The organism is Undibacterium sp. Dicai25W, assembly GCF_049340505.1.
Classification (GTDB): Bacteria; Pseudomonadota; Gammaproteobacteria; order Burkholderiales; family Burkholderiaceae_D; genus Undibacterium; species Undibacterium jejuense.
Genome location: NZ_JBMPOQ010000009.1, coordinates 104,315 through 119,994 on the forward strand (window position 1 = coordinate 104,315; position 15,680 = coordinate 119,994).

The following is a 15,680-nucleotide window of genomic DNA, read 5'->3' on the forward strand; positions in this document are numbered from 1 at the left end:
AGAGAAATTTTCATTGGGACGGGTGCAACCCGCGTGGAATCTTGTTAAGAAGAATTGGCGGGTGGTACCAGTATGAACTGCGTATAAGTGCTAAGGGTGGGATGAGTAGATTATCCGCTCATCCCACCCTTAATATTTATGCGACTAATTGAACAATCCTGGTCGCAACTAATCCCGGATTTCCAGTGCCCGGTTTAAGCTCAATGCAGCCATAGAGCAGGCCGCGCCAGATAATAAATAGAGGCTGACGTAGGCCAGTCCGAAATGCGAGGAGAGACCAAGAGCGACCAGTGGCGCAAAACCAGCACCGACTAACCATGCCAGATCTGAAGTCAACGCAGCACCGGTATAGCGGTATTTCGCCGCAAAGTTGGCCGTCACTGCACCAGCAGCTTGGCCGTAAGACAACCCCAGCAAGACAAAGCCTAACAGGATGAAGATGTTTTGACCTTGTTCGCCACCATCAAGTAATGTCGGGACAAAGCCGCTAAGCACGGCAATCATCAGCGCAAGTGTACCCAAGGTATTGCGGCGTCCAAAGCGATCGGCGATCAGGCCAGAAAAAACGACGGAGACCGCCATCAACGCCGCACCGCCCACCTGAATGTACAAAAAATCACTTAAGTTTCGCGGCGAATACAAAGTAATCCACGATAAAGGGAAAACTGTCACCAGATGGAATAAGGCATAACTTGCCAATGCGGCCAGCGCGCCGATTAATACATTGCGTCCCTGGGAACTCACCAGTTCGGTGACTTTGGTTGGCTCTAATTCACGTTCATCCAAGAGACGCGCATATTCATTGGTGGAAACCAGGCGCAAGCGGGCAAACAAGGCCACTACGTTAATCGCAAACGCAACATAAAACGGGAAACGCCAACCCCATTCCAGAAAATCCTCTGCCGTCGTGTTCGATATCAGAAAGGCGAAGATGCTACCGGCGATCATGAAGCCAAACGGGGCACCAAGTTGCCCAAGCATCGCATACCAGCCGCGTTTGTTTTGCGGGGCGTTCAATGCCAGCAAAGAAGGTAGTCCATCCCATGCACCACCCAAAGCAATGCCCTGTCCGACGCGCAAAACTGAAAGCAGTACAATGGCAGTCACGCCTAAATGACTAAATGTTGGCAAAAAAGCAATTCCAGCTGTCGAAAAACCTAACAAGACCAGCGCCATGGTCAATTTTGCTTCTCGCCCCAGATGGTGCTGGATAGACATAAAAATAACAGTGCCGAAAGGCCTTGCAAGAAACGCGAAAGAAAATATAGTGAATGCGTACAAAGTGCCTTCAAGGCGTGGTACGAAAGGGAAAAATACCATCGGGAAAACAAGTACCGAAGCGATGGCGTAGACAAAAAAGTCAAAATACTCCGACGCGCGTCCGATAACGACGCCAATTGCAATTTCTCCTGGCGCAATTGTCGTGTGGTCAGACTTGGTGTTTTTGGTTGAACCAGTGTTGGAACGGAGGGGGAATTCGGCGTTATGTTCGCCGTGGTGGCTGATACTTGGCATAGTCGTCTCTCGTAGTTATGGTCTGATCGATGGACGCCATGAACCCTCGCAGATATAACTTTGCTAAGGTAGGACAAAACGTCCAATCGCTAATGCTAGTCAGTCCATGTACATTACCATGAATCTCAGTCTAAATTGGATTTTTCATTATGATTTCCCTACTATTGCGGCGCGGACTTATGCTGTTTTGCGTTGCGCTGTTGGCTGGATGTGACACGATTGTGTTAAATCCATTTGGCGATATCGCCGCCCAGCAGAGCAAGCTGATTGTCGTTTCAACAATATTGATGCTGATCATCATCGTTCCGGTGATAGCACTCACTCTCTTTTTTGCATGGCGCTATCGCGCAAGTAATACAGAGGCAGCCTACGAACCCGATTGGGATCACTCCACAATGCTGGAGCTGATTATCTGGGGTGCACCGTTGTTAATTATCATCGCTTTAGGCACGATAACCTGGATTTCTACGCATACTCTTGATCCATATCGAAAGTTGTCGCGTTTAGATGAAAATCGTTCTATCCCTGACAACGTGAAACCACTAGTGGTGGAAGTTGTTGCATTGGACTGGAAATGGTTGTTTATTTATCCAGAACAAGGTATTGCCACAGTGAATGAACTGGCGGTTCCGGTTGATGTGCCAGTCAGCTTCAAAATTACTGCTTCAACGGTAATGAATTCTTTCTACATTCCAGCATTGGCGGGTCAGATTTATGCGATGCCAGGTATGCAAACCGCATTGCATGCTGTGATCAACAAACCTGGTGTGTATGACGGTTTCTCTGCAAACTATAGCGGTGCGGGTTTCTCTGATATGAAATTCAAGTTCCACGGCATGAATCAGCAAGACTTTGATGGCTGGGTTGCCGCTGCGAAAGCAAATGCCAGCACGCTCAAACGTGCTGACTACATGAAGTTGGAAGAACCAAGCATTAAAGATGCTGTGCGCCATTATGGAACCGTGGATGCAGATTTGTTCCATGCGATTGTCAATCGTTGTGTTGCAGCTGATCAGGTTTGTATGGACCAGTTAATGGCAACCGACATGAACGTTAAATCTGCAAAGAATAGCGATGCAAAAGGGTTGACTTTGCTTGCGCAGAATCAGCGTAACGGACGCACGCTTGATGCTGAAGTGTGTACCACGCCGTCAATTACTAGTGGGAAAAAATAATGTTAGACCAAATTGATATGACTAAGCTGATATTCGGCCGTCTGAGCTGGGATGCAATTCCCTTCCATGAGCCGATTTTGTTAGCGACTTTTGTAATGGTGGCGCTGGGTGGAATCACCTTGTTAGGTGCCTTGACCTATTTCCGTGTATGGGGCAACTTGTGGAACAACTGGTTCACCAGTATTGACCACAAACGTATCGGTATCATGTACATGATCCTCGGTATCGTGATGTTGTTGCGCGGTTTTGCTGATGCGTTGATGATGCGTGCTCAGCAGGCATTGTCGTTCGGTGACGCACACGGTTTCTTGCCACCGCATCACTACGACCAGGTGTTCACGGCACACGGCGTGATCATGATTTTCTTCGTCGCAATGCCGTTCGTTACTGGTTTGATGAACTACGTAGTGCCTATGCAAATTGGTGCCCGCGACGTGGCTTTCCCGTTCCTGAATAACTTCAGTTTCTGGATGACGACTTTTGGCGCTGTTTTGGTGATGGCATCTTTGTTCGTTGGTGAATTTGCTCGTACAGGTTGGTTGGCGTACCCACCGCTGTCAGGCATACTCGGTAGTCCAGACGTGGGAGTCGATTACTATATCTGGTCCTTACAGATTGCCGGTGTTGGTACCTTGTTATCCGGTGTGAATTTGATCGTAACGATCATCAAAATGCGCGCTCCTGGCATGACAATGATGAGAATGCCTGTATTCACATGGACCGCTTTGTGTACGAACGTTTTGATCGTTGCCGCTTTCCCGGTATTGACTGCGGTATTGGCGATGTTGTCTCTGGATCGCGTCTTTGGTACGAACTTCTTCACGAACGACATGGGTGGTAATTCCATGATGTACGTGAATTTGATCTGGATCTGGGGTCACCCAGAGGTGTACATTCTGGTATTGCCAATTTTTGGTGTGTTCTCAGAAATCGTTTCTACTTTCAGCAGCAAGCGTCTGTTTGGTTACACCTCCATGGTGTACGCGACCGTCGTTATTACTATCTTGTCTTACCTGGTATGGTTGCATCACTTCTTCACGATGGGTTCCGGTGCGAGTGTTAACTCGTTCTTTGGTATCACCACCATGATTATTTCTATCCCGACCGGCGCGAAGATATTTAACTGGTTGTTCACGATGTACCGTGGTCGTATCCGCTTCGAAGTTCCGATGCTGTGGACCATGGGCTTTATGGTGACTTTCGTTATCGGTGGTATGACTGGTGTGTTGCTGGCGGTTCCACCTGCTGACTTTGTATTGCACAACAGTTTGTTCCTGATTGCTCATTTCCACAACGTGATTATTGGTGGCGTGGTATTTGGTACATTTGCTGGTATTAATTTCTGGTTCCCGAAAGCGTTTGGTTACAAGCTCGATGCATTCTGGGGTAAATGCTCGTTCTGGTTCTGGACCATTGGTTTCTACTTTGCGTTCATGCCTTTGTATGTATTGGGTCTGATGGGCGTTACCCGTCGCCTGAGTCACTTTGAAGATCCATCCTTGCAGATCTGGTTCCAGATCGCTGCATTCGGTGCGGTACTGATTGCCTTGGGTATTGCCTGCTTCGTGATTCAGCTGGGCGTCAGCTTCATGCGCCGTGATTCACTGCGTGATTTCACTGGTGATCCATGGGGTGGTCGTACGCTCGAATGGTCGACATCTTCTCCACCTCCAGCATACAACTTTGCTTTCACGCCAATGGTGCACGATATCGACACCTGGGCAGATATGAAGAGCAATAAATATCAGCGTCCTACTGATGGTTTTGTCGCTATTCACATGCCAAAAAATACAGGCGCTGGTGTGATTATCGCTGGATTGAGTGCAGCCGTTGGCTTTGCTCTGATCTGGCAGATGTGGTTGCCCGCTGTTGTCGCGTTTATCGCAATGATGGCAGCGATCATTATTCATACTTTTAATTACAACCGCGATTACTACATTCCGGCGGACGAAGTTACCCGCACTGAAGCAGAACGCACACGTTTGTTAGCGAGCCATGTCTAATACATCTACTTCTACTCATAACGCGATGGGCACGGCTTCCGGCTCACACTACTTTGTTCGGGAACACCATCCTGAAAACGGCACTATGTTGGGTTTTTGGTTATACCTGATGAGTGACTGTCTGGTCTTCGCCTGCTTGTTTGCTGCTTATGCTGTTTTGGGTCGCAATTATGCAGGTGGTCCGACTGGGGCAGAAATTTTTGATCTGCCATTGGTGGGTCTGAATACTTCTTTGCTGTTATTGTCTTCTATCACTTACGGTTTTGCGATGTTGGAATCGCAAAAAGATCGTTTGCGTAACACGATGATCTGGTTGGCTGTTACCGGTGTTCTGGGCGCGTGCTTTATCTACTTTGAATTGTACGAGTTCGTACATCTGATCCTGGAAGGTGCAGGCCCGCAACGTAGTGGTTTCCTGACTTCATTCTTCGCGTTGGTTGGTACTCACGGCTTGCACGTCAGCTTCGGTATTATCTGGCTGGTGACTTTGTTATTCCAGTTGAAGCGTCATGGCCTGACTCCTGAAAATCGTCGTCGCCTGATGTGTTTATCTATGTTCTGGCACTTCCTTGACGTTGTCTGGATTGGTGTCTTTACCTTTGTCTATTTGATGGGAGTTTTGCCATGAGTGCACACCACGATCACGGGGCTCATGACCATCATGATCACCATGGCCACGACCATGCTGATCACGGTAGTCTGAAAAGTTATGCAACCGGTTTCATCCTCGCTGTTATTTTGACGGTGATTCCATTCTGGTTGGTGATGGGTAATGTATTCGATAAATCCAGTACCACAGGTTTTGTGTTGCTAGGTTTGGCAGCGGTGCAGATCGTTGTTCATATGGTGTATTTCTTGCACATGAACTCGAAATCTGAAGGCGGCTGGACGATGCTGGCGTTGCTGTTTACAACCATGGTTGTTGTGATCATGATGAGTGGTTCTTTGTGGGTCATGTATCACCTGAATCACAACATGATGCCAGGTATGGACCACGAGACAGTACCTGAATCGATCAAGATGGCACCGGTAGAAAAAGAAATGAAGAAAATGCCTGGCATGTCATGATTGACCGTTTGAATCATGCGACTACTGATGCTGATACATTAGTAGTCAATGCTTCCCAACCCCGTTCCAAATTTGTGAGGGTCACCCTCACAATTTGCGCGGGGTTGTTATTTTTGAGCTTCTTTTCGCTTGGCACCTGGCAAATTAAGCGGCTGCAGTGGAAGCTTGATCTGATTGCGCGCGTAGAGCAAAGAGTGCATGCTGCTCCGCAAGATGTACCTGTTGCCGCAAATTGGGCAAAAGTGAATGCGGCACAAGATGAGTATCGTCATGTGCGTCTCAGTGGTACTTACCTCTACCAGTACACTAGTCTGGTGTTGGCCTCGACAGAATTAGGTAGCGGATATTGGGTTATGACACCGTTGCGAACGGACGATAACAACATCGTCTGGATCAATCGTGGCTATGTTCCAACTGCGATGGCAGGACAGTTTCAATCAGCGACTACCAAGACTGCTGATGCTGGTGTGATGATCGCTGGCTTATTACGTATCAGCGAACCGAATGGTGGTTTTTTACGCCACAACGATCCAAGCGCACAACGGTGGTTTTCGCGTGATATCGAGGCAATGAGTGCCTCTCATCGTTTAACTTTTGCGGCGCCGTATTTTGTTGATCTTGAAGCGCATTCATCCTCATCTCTGGCTGAAGCTAAAGAATATCCAGTTCCCGGTCTGACCGTTATCGCCTTTCATAACAGCCATTTAGTCTATGCATTGACCTGGTATGTGCTGGCATTGATGGTCGCCGGTGCCTATTTCTACGTCTGGCGCGAAGACAAGCGCCTCAATGCACAGCGAAGCTCTCGTCAAGTCTCATAGTCTGTTAACATAGCGTGTTGCTGGTTTGTTCTGGCAAGTTTCAGCAAGCGCAAGACCACAGCATCCTTAGGAGACGCAGGAATGACGGCTAGCCCGGTACAGCAAACTGACGAACGCGAAATTCAGACGCATCAGAAACGGGTGTTGTACGCCGCATCCGACTACGAAAGTTCTGCCGGTCATAAAAACATGTTGCAGCTGATCCATTTGCGATGGATTGCAATGCTGGGGCAGGTATCAACGATTGCGCTGGCGACCTTGGTTTTTGATATCAAATTGCCGCTGTTGCAAATATCATATGTCATTGCGCTACTTATTGCCTTCAATATTGCCAGTCATTTGCGGTGGCATGAAGAAGTAAAAGTATCGAACAGAGAGTTATTCTTTGCCCTGCTGGTGGATGTCGCAATTTTAACTGCGCAGCTGTATTTATCCGGTGGCATTCATAATCCGTTTGCGTTTCTGTATTTGCTGCAAGTCATTTTAAGTGCGGTGCTGCTGGAAGCATGGTCGACCTGGTTGATTGTGGTTATTTCTGGTGTCTGTTTGTTTGGATTATCTTTATTTTATTATCCGCTGACATTGCCAGTCGAGCACATCGATAGCATGCCGGGTTTGTATCAGGACGGCATGATTATTTGCTTTCTGGTCAATGCGGCTCTATTAGTTTTTTTCTTAACACGCATCAGTGGGAATCTCAGTAGTCGTGATGCGCAATTGGCGGATTTAAGACAGCATGCAACCGAAGAAGAACACATTGTCAAAATGGGTCTCCTGGCCTCGGGAGCGGCGCATGAACTCGGTACCCCTTTAGCGACCTTATCTGTGATTTTAGGCGACTGGCGACGTATGCCAGAATTTAGTAAAAATCTTGAATTGCTCGAAGAAATCAGTGAAATGCAGAGACAATTGCAACGCTGTAAAAGTATCGTCAGCAGTATTTTGCTGTCTGCGGGTGAGGCACGAGGCGAATCTTCGGTAAAGACGACACTCAATACCTTCTTGAGTAACCTGGCGGAGGATTTCCGAACGACTCGTCCAGTGGGTACATTTGTATTTGAAAATCACCTGCAACAGGATGTTCCGGTTGTGTTTGATTCAGCACTCAAGCAGATGATGTGCAATGTGTTAGATAATGCGCTTGAAGCTTCACCACATTGGCTTTCTTTGGAGGTCAGCAGCGATGCCAATTCTTTGAGTATCGTTGTAGCAGACCAGGGACCAGGATTTTTGCCGGAGATTCTGGAAAAATTAGGGCAACCTTACCAATCGACCAAAGGGCGTCCTGGTAGCGGCTTGGGGATATTTTTTGTGGTGAATGTGGCGCGTAAATTAGGCGGATCCGTTTCTGCCCGCAATCGCGCAGAAGGTGGAGCGGTGGTCAAAATTGTGCTGCCGCTATCAGCAATCATGCTTTAAAGGGTTAAACAAAATGTCGGACAATCGTCTGTTGTTGATAGTCGAAGACGATACTGCTTTCGCTCGTACTTTGGCACGTTCGTTTGAACGTCGCTCGTATACTGTAATTCATGCTGCCAATCTCGAAGATGCAGCGGACTTACTGCGCAAACATTCGCCACGTTATGCTGTGGTCGACTTGAAATTAAATGGCAATGCCTCTGGGCTAGCCTGTGTGCAAATGCTGAACAAACACGATCCTGAAATGTTGATCGTAGTATTAACTGGCTTTGCCAGTATCGCTACCGCCGTTGAGGCGGTCAAATTAGGTGCTTGTCAGTACCTGGCCAAACCATCGAATACCGATGATATTGAGGCCGCATTCGGGCACGTTGCCGGAGTTTCTGAACCCGAACTGACCAATCGTTCCACGTCGATCAAAACCTTGGAATGGGAACGTATTCATGAAGTGTTGGTAGAGACCGATTTTAATATCTCCGAAGCGGCCCGCCGTCTCGGTATGCACCGACGGACATTAGCGCGTAAGCTCAATAAACAGCAGGTGAAATAATCATTTAAATTATCATTCTTTGCGTCTTATTCACCTATACTGAGGCAACACCCGTATTCGCGGGCGTCTATCAGGAGCAATATCATGAGTAAAGTGACCAAGACCAACAAAGAAACGAAGAAACAGGCTTTACTCTCACCGAAAGAGAAAAAAGCGGCAAAAGATGCGAAAAAATCGGCTGGTGTGTCTATTCCTATCGGTGCTCGTTAAAATTTCTTGTTCTAAAGCCGGATTCCCGGCCACATAAAAAAACGACTTCACTCATCGAAGTCGTTTTTTTATTGGATACTGAATGGGAAATTATGAACAGATAACTTAGCGTAAATAGATAGTTGGCCTATTAATTTCCATAAAGGTTTCTGGTTTGGTTGGCGCTTGAAATCCAAATTTTTCGTACAAACCACGTGCGGTGCTGCTGACTAAGATAAAGCGGCGTATCTCTTGTAAATCTGGATGTTCCTGCACCGCATGCATCAAGGTTTTGGCATGACCTTGTCCGCGATAAGCGGGCAGTACGAAGACATCCATCAAATAGGCAAAGGTTGCTTTATCGGTGACAACGCGGGCAAAAGCGATCTGTTGCCCATCGATGTAAGCACCAAAACATAAAGAGTGTTCAATCGAACGCTGTACCGTTTCTAAAGGTATACTCTTTGCCCAAGCTGATTGCTCAGACAAAAAATGGTGTATCAGCGACACATTGAGTCTTGCTTTTTCGGTCGATATTTCCATTTAACTGCCCCGATTCCATTGTCCGCCGGATACCCGTTCTATACCCGCAAGGTCACACCAGCTTTGGACTTGCATAAAGCCTTGCGCAGATAATAATCCGCGGACTTCGGCAGCCTGGTGATAGCCATGTTCCATCAGTAACCAGCCGTGCTGTGCTAAATGGGCTGGTGCATTGCTGACGATGTGTCTGTACGCACTGAGGCCATCACCATGATCGGTCAGCGCATTGAGTGGCTCGAAGCGTAAATCACCCTGCGTCAGATGGGGATCGTCTTTGACAATATAGGGTGGATTACTGACGATGGTTTGAAAAACTTGTCCGCCAACAGCACTGTACCAATCGCTTTGAAATAACTTCAGGCGATTTAGCGATAAGTACCGCTCATTATTTTTACGTGCGATTTCTAATGCTGCATCGCTGATATCGATTGCCGTCACCGCCAAATCTGATCGTGTGTGGGCAACGGAAATCGCGATAGCACCCGAGCCAGTACCTAGATCCAGTAGTGATGAATTATCCGGAGCATAGTTCAGTGCTAACTCCACCAATAATTCGGTATCGGCACGTGGGATCAAAACAGCAGGTGATGTATGAAACGTGAGACCAAAAAATTCTCGCTCACCAGTCAGGTAGGCAATCGGTTCTCCATCAAGACGGCGTTGCAGCAAGGCTTGCAGATCTTGTGCTTGCTGCGTAGTGAGTAGGTGTTCTGACTGGGTAATTAACTGTATCCGGCTCAATTTTGTCACATGCATCAATAAGATGCGTGTTTCTAATTTTTCTAAGGGTGACAACCGTTCATAGTCAGCGATAGTCAGCCCCGATTGTTGCCACGTTTGCATTAGCGGTGCTTCCCAAACATACCAGTTTTTTCACGCGAGAAAAACAGAAACAGCAAAGTACAAGTCATCAATACAAATCCTATCATCGCCCAGGCAGGCAGAGATAAGCCCAGCGTAGGTGGGTAAGGAATCTCACACAAGCCATCAGCGCGGAACAAAGTCGGCCACCAGTTGGCTAGAAATATTTTATTTAGACCAGTTTCCAAAGGATCAATACCGCATGAAAATCCCGGGTTTGCTAAAACGTATAAATGTTTTGTCGCAATACCAATACCGGTGAACCCGGATGCTGTCGCTAAACCAATGCTGATACGGCGTGTGCCACGTGGCATTGCTGCACCAATCAGGCAAAAGATTGCGATTGCAATAAAAGCGTAACGTTGCAAAACGCATAGCGGGCAAGGCAACATGTGCTCGACGATTTGTAAATAGAGTGCAGCACCGATCAAACCAATGCAGATTGCGGCAATGCCAAGTAATACGGGTTTCGAAGAACGCATGAATTTCATCCGGAAAATGAGAGCGGTTGCCAGCTTACACGGTTTTAATCGCTGATGCGCAAAAGCTGTGTCGACAAACTGGCGTAAATCATAATTACTACTTGGACGACTTAATCGTCGCCAAGTTCCGCCAATAATTCGGCTTGATGTTCGGCGATCAGCGCATTGCTGAGTTCGGTCAGATCGCCATCCATAATAAAGTCGAGTTTATATAAAGTCAGATTGATACGGTGATCGGTCATCCGGCCTTGGGGGTAGTTGTAAGTACGTATACGTTCACTACGGTCGCCAGAGCCGATCAAACTCTTACGGGTCGCTGCTTCTTTGGCTTGTTTTTCGCGTAACTGACCGTCCATGATGCGGGTTGCTAACACGCGCATTGCCTGGGCTTTATTCTGATGCTGGCTACGACCATCTTGGCACTCGACCACGATTCCGGTCGGGATGTGGGTCAGACGCACCGCAGAATCCGTTTTATTGATATGTTGACCACCCGCTCCACTGGCGCGGAAAGTATCAATACGCAAATCTGCATTGTTGATCACCACGTCGGCCAGTTCATCGGCTTCTGGCATCACCGCCACGGTACATGCTGAAGTATGAATACGACCTTGCGTTTCTGTTGCTGGCACGCGTTGTACGCGGTGACCACCGGATTCAAATTTGAGCTTGGAATAGGCACCCAACCCGGCGATGCGAACGATCACCTCTTTGTAACCGCCTAACTCTGATGCTGATTCGGACATCATTTCGACCTGCCAGCGATTCCGTTCAGCAAAACGGGTGTACATACGCAATAAATCCCCAGCGAATAATGCTGCTTCGTCACCGCCAGTACCGGCACGAATTTCCAGCAAAATATTGCGTTCGTCGTTGGGATCTTTCGGCAATAACATTTTTTGCAAATCCGCTTCCAGATTTTGCATATTGGCTTTTGCTGTTTCGATTTCGTCCTGAGCAAAGGCTTTCATTTCAGGATCATTCAACATTTCTTGCGCTTCATCGATATCGGCTTGCGCTTGCTGGAAATTTTTATACAGCGCTACTAAAGGATCTAATTCCGCATGCTCACGGTTGAGTTTGCGGTAATTGTCCATGTCGTTGGTGGCCCCTTCTTGCATCAGCAAATGACCGACTTCGTCGAGGCGTTCAGCTAGTTGATCTAGCTTGGAAAGCATTGATGGTTTCATACTTGAATTGAGTGAGAGTGGAGGAGGGCATGTGCCCAAAAACATGCGCACCGTATGCGCAATCGCAAAGCGCAGTAAAGACCGGCGTCGCTAACGCTTAGTGCGGAATAATTGTGGGAGTAAGCTAGCCAGACGCGCACGTTCGTCGCCGCTGGCCTGATGCAAGGCCTGTTGTGGGCCATGCAAGAATTTTGCAGTAATACCTTTAGATAAGGCTTCCAATACGGCATTGATATCGTCGCCGCGTGCCAGCATTTTGCGGGCGCGGTCGAGTTCCATCATTCGGACTTGTTCACTGCTTTCGTGCAAGTCCTGAATCACAGGAACGATGGCGCGGCCATCAATCCAGTGCATAAATGATTGCACGCGGGTTTCAATAATCGCTTCGGCTTGTGCAACTGCTGCCTGACGATTTTCTATACCAGACTGAACTACGGTGCCAAGATCATCGACGGTGTACAAAAACACGTCATCAAGCTTGGCCACTTCTGGCTCGATATCGCGTGGTACCGCCAGATCGACCATAAACACAGGGCGGTGTTTGCGCGCTTTGACTACGCGCTCTACCAGGCCTAAACCAATGATAGGCAGGGAGGACGCGGTACATGAAACGATAATGTCAAACTGTGCCAATTGCAGTGGTAAATCGGCCAGTCGTATCGCTTTGGCATTAAAACGATGAGCGAGTGCTTCACCACGCTCCAATGTCCGGTTGGCGATGGTGATTGACTTAGGATTTTGTGCGGCAAAATGCGTTGCACAAAGTTCTATCATTTCACCCGCACCGATAAACAAAACATGCTGGTCAGCAATTTTGTCAAAAATACGTTGTGAAAGTCGCACTGCAGCGGCTGCCATAGAAACGCTATGTGCACCGATTTCTGTGGTACTGCGTACCTCTTTGGCAACGGCAAACGTGCGTTGGAACATTTGATGCAGATATGTGCCAAGACCACCAGCCGCTTCAGCCTGTCTTACGGCATCTTTCATCTGACCGAGAATTTGCGGTTCACCCAATACCATCGAATCCAGACCGGACGCGACGCGGAACGCATGTCTTACGGCATTGTCTTGTGGCAGTGTGTACAGATGTGGCCGTAAATCGGCGTAAGGCAGATGATGATAATCAGCCAGAAAGTGTGCAGTGGCGTCGATAGGGTTCGCTGCCGGACACGCTGCATACAATTCTGTGCGATTACACGTAGACAAAATGGCAGCTTCCGTCACACTATTGCGCTGTGCCGTTGCAGCATTGTTACCAAACCATGCACGCGCAGCCGCCACCGCATGAGCGATTTGCTCAGGCGAGAAGGCGACTTTTTCCCGCAATGAGAGCGGAGCAGTCGTGTGGTTGAGTCCAACAGCAGTTAGTTGCATGCCAAAGTGTGCGTGGGGTTAAGTCGTCATTATAGCGCGTAGCGGACAATATTTTTTGTGTCCGCCACTTTGATCTCTCTTGATCTATCTCAAACTAAGCTAGCGGGGAAACGCAGGTTGAACGTCGATCCCTCATTCGGAGCGCTGGTAAAGTCGATTTTGGCGTGGTGACGGTCCAAAACCGCTTTCACAAACACCATGCCAAGGCCAACGCCGTCGTTCTTAGGCTGCTCGTTGGTTTTAAAGCGTTGAAAGCGTTGAAACAGCTTATTTTGCTCGGCACGTGGAATCCCATAACCTTGATCGATGATGCTGCAAACGATTTCAGCATCGGCTAAATGTTGCTCCAAGGATAGCCTGCAAGTAATTGTGGTATCGCGTGGGCTGTATTTGATTGCGTTTGACAACAAATTGGTCAAAACTCGTGTGACCAGAGAGCGGTCAATCCGCGCCGGAAATTCAGCGTCAGGAATATCGGTTTTGATACGGATATTTTTGCTTTTTGCTAAAGACCACATTTCTTCTGTGGCATCCATTAGCACGTTTTGGAAATCAACCTCATCAAAGCGATAGTCTTGTGATTCGGCACGTGCTAACTGGACAAAATTATCAGCCAGACCCAAAGTAATGCGTGACGCCTTTTCGATTCGTGCCATGAACTCGTCGGTTGGTAATGCGGTTGCTGTTTCTTTTTGCATTTCCAATAATGCAAGAATCGACGCTTGTGGTGCCCGCATGTCGTGAGAAATGAAATGCAAGGTCTCATCACGGCTACGTTCCGCAGCGCGGATCGCGGTGATGTTGATGATGCTGACGATCCAACCTACAAGGACTTTATCCGCGTTGTAACACGGCGCGCTTTTGATTAAAACGTCTTGCAATTTGGGGTCGCGAACTTCTATCCCCAGTTTCATGTTTGCTGTATGTTTCAGGTCGAGAATGTCCCACCAGCTAAAGCTCGTTTGATCATTCGCTTGCGGGGGCGACATCTGAGCAAATAAATACGGCAATAAGGCGTCATTCACTTTAGGCATGCCGAGACCGGCAAAGTAAGCGCGGGCCGCCTGATTGGAGAGCAACACATTGCCATCGGTGGTCGTGACTAGCGTCGCATCTGGCAAACTGGCCAGGCTGTCACTAATAAATTGGCGCAGATCGCGTACCCGGTTTGCCGCCATGCGCATGGCATTGATACTGTTTTCTAAGGTGTCGGTAAGAGCGGCATCCTGTTTTTGTTCATCGTCGACAAATTCTGGCAGTAAGTGCGGTTCTTTTTCCAGCAAGCTAAATTCTTCACCCAGATATTGGATGGCGGCTTCGAGTCTGCGCCAGCTCCAGATCGGGTAGGCAATGAGCAAAGATACCAATGCTGACGAGGATGGCAACCATACTCCGAGATAACGCATAAATAAAAGGCTACCGGTAATCGCAAGCAAAAACAGCACACCTGTGGTGATCAGTGCTTTTCTTGGTGAAAGCATTTGATACGCCATCAAGGCCAGGCTCAGTATGGCCACATTGTAAAAGGCGACTTGCCATAGCGGTGCAAAGTGAATGCTACGTTCATCGAGCAAACTGGCAAGAATATTCGCATTGATTTCTACGCCGGGAATGCTGCCTTCAGTATCGGAAACTGGAGTGGGAAAAGAATCCGCCATTCCCACCGCGGTAGTGCCAACCAGAACATATTTTCCTTTGAAATAATCAGCAGGGACTTCGCCGCGTAAGACCGAGACATAAGGGATCGTTCGAAAATGCCCTTTGTCGCCATAAAACGGAATGTGCATCTGATAATCACGTTGCCAGATACCGGGCTGGGGAGTGTTATGCAACCCTGCTGGACGACGTTCACCTGGGAGATATTTCTCCGTCCCCGCGGCAGAGTTTTGCCCAACGTCTTTGAGCGCCAGAGCAAAATGTGGCCACCATTCTCCCTTGATTCCTTCGCGCAAAAAGACACTACGGAGTACACCATCTGGATCTAGTTCGATACTAATATGACCAATTTGTCGCGCAGAAGCCGCCAACAAAGGTAATGGCAAAGTCGCTGTTAAACCTTTGCCAGCACTTGCGGAAACCACCGGCAAAACGACGCGGTTACTTTGCGCTATGGCGTTCGCCAATGCCTGATCACCACTTGGGCTACCATCGGTATTATTGCCCTCTTCTTCCGGTAGCACCATGTCAAGCCCGATAGCCAGAGGTTGGGCAGCATTGATTTTGTTGAGCAGTTCAGCATGGCGTTGTCTCGGCCACGGCCATTTGCCCAATTCGCTAAGGCTAAAGTCATCGATCGCAACAATCAGGATGTCATCACGCGCTTCATGCGAATTAATCTGCATAAAATGGTCATACAGCACCATATCGAACCGACTCAGAACATTGGAGAAACTCAGTGCGGCCGTTAATGCCAGTAATAAGCAACTAAGTATCAGCCACTCGCGAAAAGCAATATGTTTAACCTGAATCGTTGCGTTCGCCATTATT

15 protein-coding genes are annotated in these 15,680 nt (G+C 48.1%); 8 read left to right on the top strand and 7 right to left on the bottom strand.

What is annotated here, in order from left to right:
- Nucleotides 1-168: 168 nt before the first annotated feature.
- Nucleotides 169-1,515, bottom strand: a complete 1,347-nt coding sequence (locus ACO0KY_RS12085; protein WP_422990726.1) for an MFS transporter — start codon at nucleotides 1,513-1,515, stop codon at nucleotides 169-171.
- A gap of 149 nt (nucleotides 1,516-1,664) precedes the next feature.
- Here ACO0KY_RS12085 and cyoA point away from each other — a divergent pair, with 149 nt between their 5' ends.
- The 8 genes from cyoA (at nucleotide 1,665) to ACO0KY_RS12125 (ending at nucleotide 8,761) form a co-directional block, all read left to right on the top strand.
- Nucleotides 1,665-2,690: a ubiquinol oxidase subunit II gene (gene cyoA, locus ACO0KY_RS12090; RefSeq protein ID WP_423046340.1), complete on the top strand. Its 1,026-nt coding sequence runs from the start codon at nucleotides 1,665-1,667 to the stop codon at nucleotides 2,688-2,690.
- Nucleotides 2,690-4,693: a cytochrome o ubiquinol oxidase subunit I gene (gene cyoB / locus ACO0KY_RS12095; protein WP_423046342.1), complete on the top strand. Its 2,004-nt coding sequence runs from the start codon at nucleotides 2,690-2,692 to the stop codon at nucleotides 4,691-4,693. The genes cyoA and cyoB overlap by 1 nt, the downstream gene beginning before the upstream one ends.
- Nucleotides 4,686-5,321 (top strand): cytochrome o ubiquinol oxidase subunit III, encoded by a 636-nt coding sequence (gene cyoC / locus ACO0KY_RS12100; protein ID WP_423046344.1) that lies wholly within the window; start codon nucleotides 4,686-4,688, stop codon nucleotides 5,319-5,321. Before cyoB ends, cyoC begins: the two co-directional genes overlap by 8 nt.
- Nucleotides 5,318-5,761 (top strand): cytochrome o ubiquinol oxidase subunit IV, encoded by a 444-nt coding sequence (gene cyoD / locus ACO0KY_RS12105; protein ID WP_423046346.1) that lies wholly within the window; start codon nucleotides 5,318-5,320, stop codon nucleotides 5,759-5,761. Before cyoC ends, cyoD begins: the two co-directional genes overlap by 4 nt.
- A complete protein-coding gene (locus ACO0KY_RS12110; protein ID WP_423046348.1) occupies nucleotides 5,758-6,582 on the top strand; it encodes an SURF1 family protein in 825 nt (274 codons plus the stop codon). The genes cyoD and ACO0KY_RS12110 overlap by 4 nt, the downstream gene beginning before the upstream one ends.
- Before the next feature lie 81 nt (nucleotides 6,583-6,663).
- On the top strand, nucleotides 6,664-8,001 hold the full coding sequence (locus tag ACO0KY_RS12115; protein WP_423046350.1) for an ATP-binding protein: 1,338 nt from the start codon (nucleotides 6,664-6,666) through the stop codon (nucleotides 7,999-8,001).
- A 13-nt stretch (nucleotides 8,002-8,014) separates the two neighbouring features.
- Complete coding sequence (locus tag ACO0KY_RS12120) at nucleotides 8,015-8,551, top strand: response regulator transcription factor (RefSeq protein ID WP_186913082.1); 537 nt, start codon at nucleotides 8,015-8,017, stop codon at nucleotides 8,549-8,551.
- 84 nt (nucleotides 8,552-8,635) lie between these two features.
- The gene (locus ACO0KY_RS12125; RefSeq protein WP_281388555.1) at nucleotides 8,636-8,761 is read left to right on the top strand and encodes a hypothetical protein; all 126 of its coding nucleotides are present in this window, start codon (nucleotides 8,636-8,638) and stop codon (nucleotides 8,759-8,761) included.
- Nucleotides 8,762-8,866: 105 nt separating this feature from the next.
- On the opposite strand, the gene ACO0KY_RS12130 is transcribed toward ACO0KY_RS12125, so the two are convergent.
- The 6 genes from ACO0KY_RS12130 to ACO0KY_RS12155 all read right to left on the bottom strand — a co-directional run bounded on the left by ACO0KY_RS12130 (nucleotide 8,867) and on the right by ACO0KY_RS12155 (nucleotide 15,676).
- On the bottom strand, nucleotides 8,867-9,283 hold the full coding sequence (locus ACO0KY_RS12130) for a GNAT family N-acetyltransferase (protein ID WP_423046353.1): 417 nt from the start codon (nucleotides 9,281-9,283) through the stop codon (nucleotides 8,867-8,869).
- On the bottom strand, nucleotides 9,284-10,126 hold the full coding sequence (gene prmC, locus ACO0KY_RS12135; protein ID WP_423046355.1) for a peptide chain release factor N(5)-glutamine methyltransferase: 843 nt from the start codon (nucleotides 10,124-10,126) through the stop codon (nucleotides 9,284-9,286). It lies immediately after the preceding gene.
- Nucleotides 10,126-10,626 (bottom strand): disulfide bond formation protein B, encoded by a 501-nt coding sequence (locus ACO0KY_RS12140; protein ID WP_423046357.1) that lies wholly within the window; start codon nucleotides 10,624-10,626, stop codon nucleotides 10,126-10,128. The genes prmC and ACO0KY_RS12140 overlap by 1 nt, the downstream gene beginning before the upstream one ends.
- 110 nt (nucleotides 10,627-10,736) lie before the next feature.
- The gene (gene prfA / locus ACO0KY_RS12145) at nucleotides 10,737-11,816 is read right to left on the bottom strand and encodes a peptide chain release factor 1 (protein WP_422998909.1); all 1,080 of its coding nucleotides are present in this window, start codon (nucleotides 11,814-11,816) and stop codon (nucleotides 10,737-10,739) included.
- Nucleotides 11,817-11,906: 90 nt separating this feature from the next.
- Nucleotides 11,907-13,193 carry a glutamyl-tRNA reductase gene (gene hemA, locus ACO0KY_RS12150; protein ID WP_423046359.1) on the bottom strand — a complete coding sequence of 429 codons (1,287 nt, stop codon included), beginning with the start codon at nucleotides 13,191-13,193 and terminating at the stop codon, nucleotides 11,907-11,909.
- Nucleotides 13,194-13,282: 89 nt separating this feature from the next.
- Nucleotides 13,283-15,676, bottom strand: coding sequence for a CHASE2 domain-containing protein (locus tag ACO0KY_RS12155; protein WP_423046361.1), 2,394 nt, complete (start codon nucleotides 15,674-15,676; stop codon nucleotides 13,283-13,285).
- Nucleotides 15,677-15,680: the final 4 nt, after the last annotated feature.

Excerpts from the sequence above, each read along its gene's own strand:
- cyoA (WP_423046340.1), top strand. The coding sequence starts at position 1,665 with ATGATTTCCCTACTATTGCGGCGCGGACTTATGCTGTTTTGCGTTGCG.
- cyoC (WP_423046344.1), top strand. The coding sequence starts at position 4,686 with ATGTCTAATACATCTACTTCTACTCATAACGCGATGGGCACGGCTTCC.
- cyoD (WP_423046346.1), top strand. The coding sequence starts at position 5,318 with ATGAGTGCACACCACGATCACGGGGCTCATGACCATCATGATCACCAT.
- hemA (WP_423046359.1), bottom strand. The coding sequence starts at position 13,193 with ATGCAACTAACTGCTGTTGGACTCAACCACACGACTGCTCCGCTCTCA.
- ACO0KY_RS12115 (WP_423046350.1), top strand. The coding sequence starts at position 6,664 with ATGACGGCTAGCCCGGTACAGCAAACTGACGAACGCGAAATTCAGACG.
- cyoB (WP_423046342.1), top strand. The coding sequence starts at position 2,690 with ATGTTAGACCAAATTGATATGACTAAGCTGATATTCGGCCGTCTGAGC.
- prfA (WP_422998909.1), bottom strand. The coding sequence starts at position 11,816 with ATGAAACCATCAATGCTTTCCAAGCTAGATCAACTAGCTGAACGCCTC.
- ACO0KY_RS12085 (WP_422990726.1), bottom strand. The coding sequence starts at position 1,515 with ATGCCAAGTATCAGCCACCACGGCGAACATAACGCCGAATTCCCCCTC.
- ACO0KY_RS12155 (WP_423046361.1), bottom strand. The coding sequence starts at position 15,676 with ATGGCGAACGCAACGATTCAGGTTAAACATATTGCTTTTCGCGAGTGG.
- prmC (WP_423046355.1), bottom strand. The coding sequence starts at position 10,126 with ATGCAAACGTGGCAACAATCGGGGCTGACTATCGCTGACTATGAACGG.
- ACO0KY_RS12140 (WP_423046357.1), bottom strand. The coding sequence starts at position 10,626 with ATGCGTTCTTCGAAACCCGTATTACTTGGCATTGCCGCAATCTGCATT.
- ACO0KY_RS12120 (WP_186913082.1), top strand. The coding sequence starts at position 8,015 with ATGTCGGACAATCGTCTGTTGTTGATAGTCGAAGACGATACTGCTTTC.
- ACO0KY_RS12125 (WP_281388555.1), top strand. The coding sequence starts at position 8,636 with ATGAGTAAAGTGACCAAGACCAACAAAGAAACGAAGAAACAGGCTTTA.
- ACO0KY_RS12110 (WP_423046348.1), top strand. The coding sequence starts at position 5,758 with ATGATTGACCGTTTGAATCATGCGACTACTGATGCTGATACATTAGTA.
- ACO0KY_RS12130 (WP_423046353.1), bottom strand. The coding sequence starts at position 9,283 with ATGGAAATATCGACCGAAAAAGCAAGACTCAATGTGTCGCTGATACAC.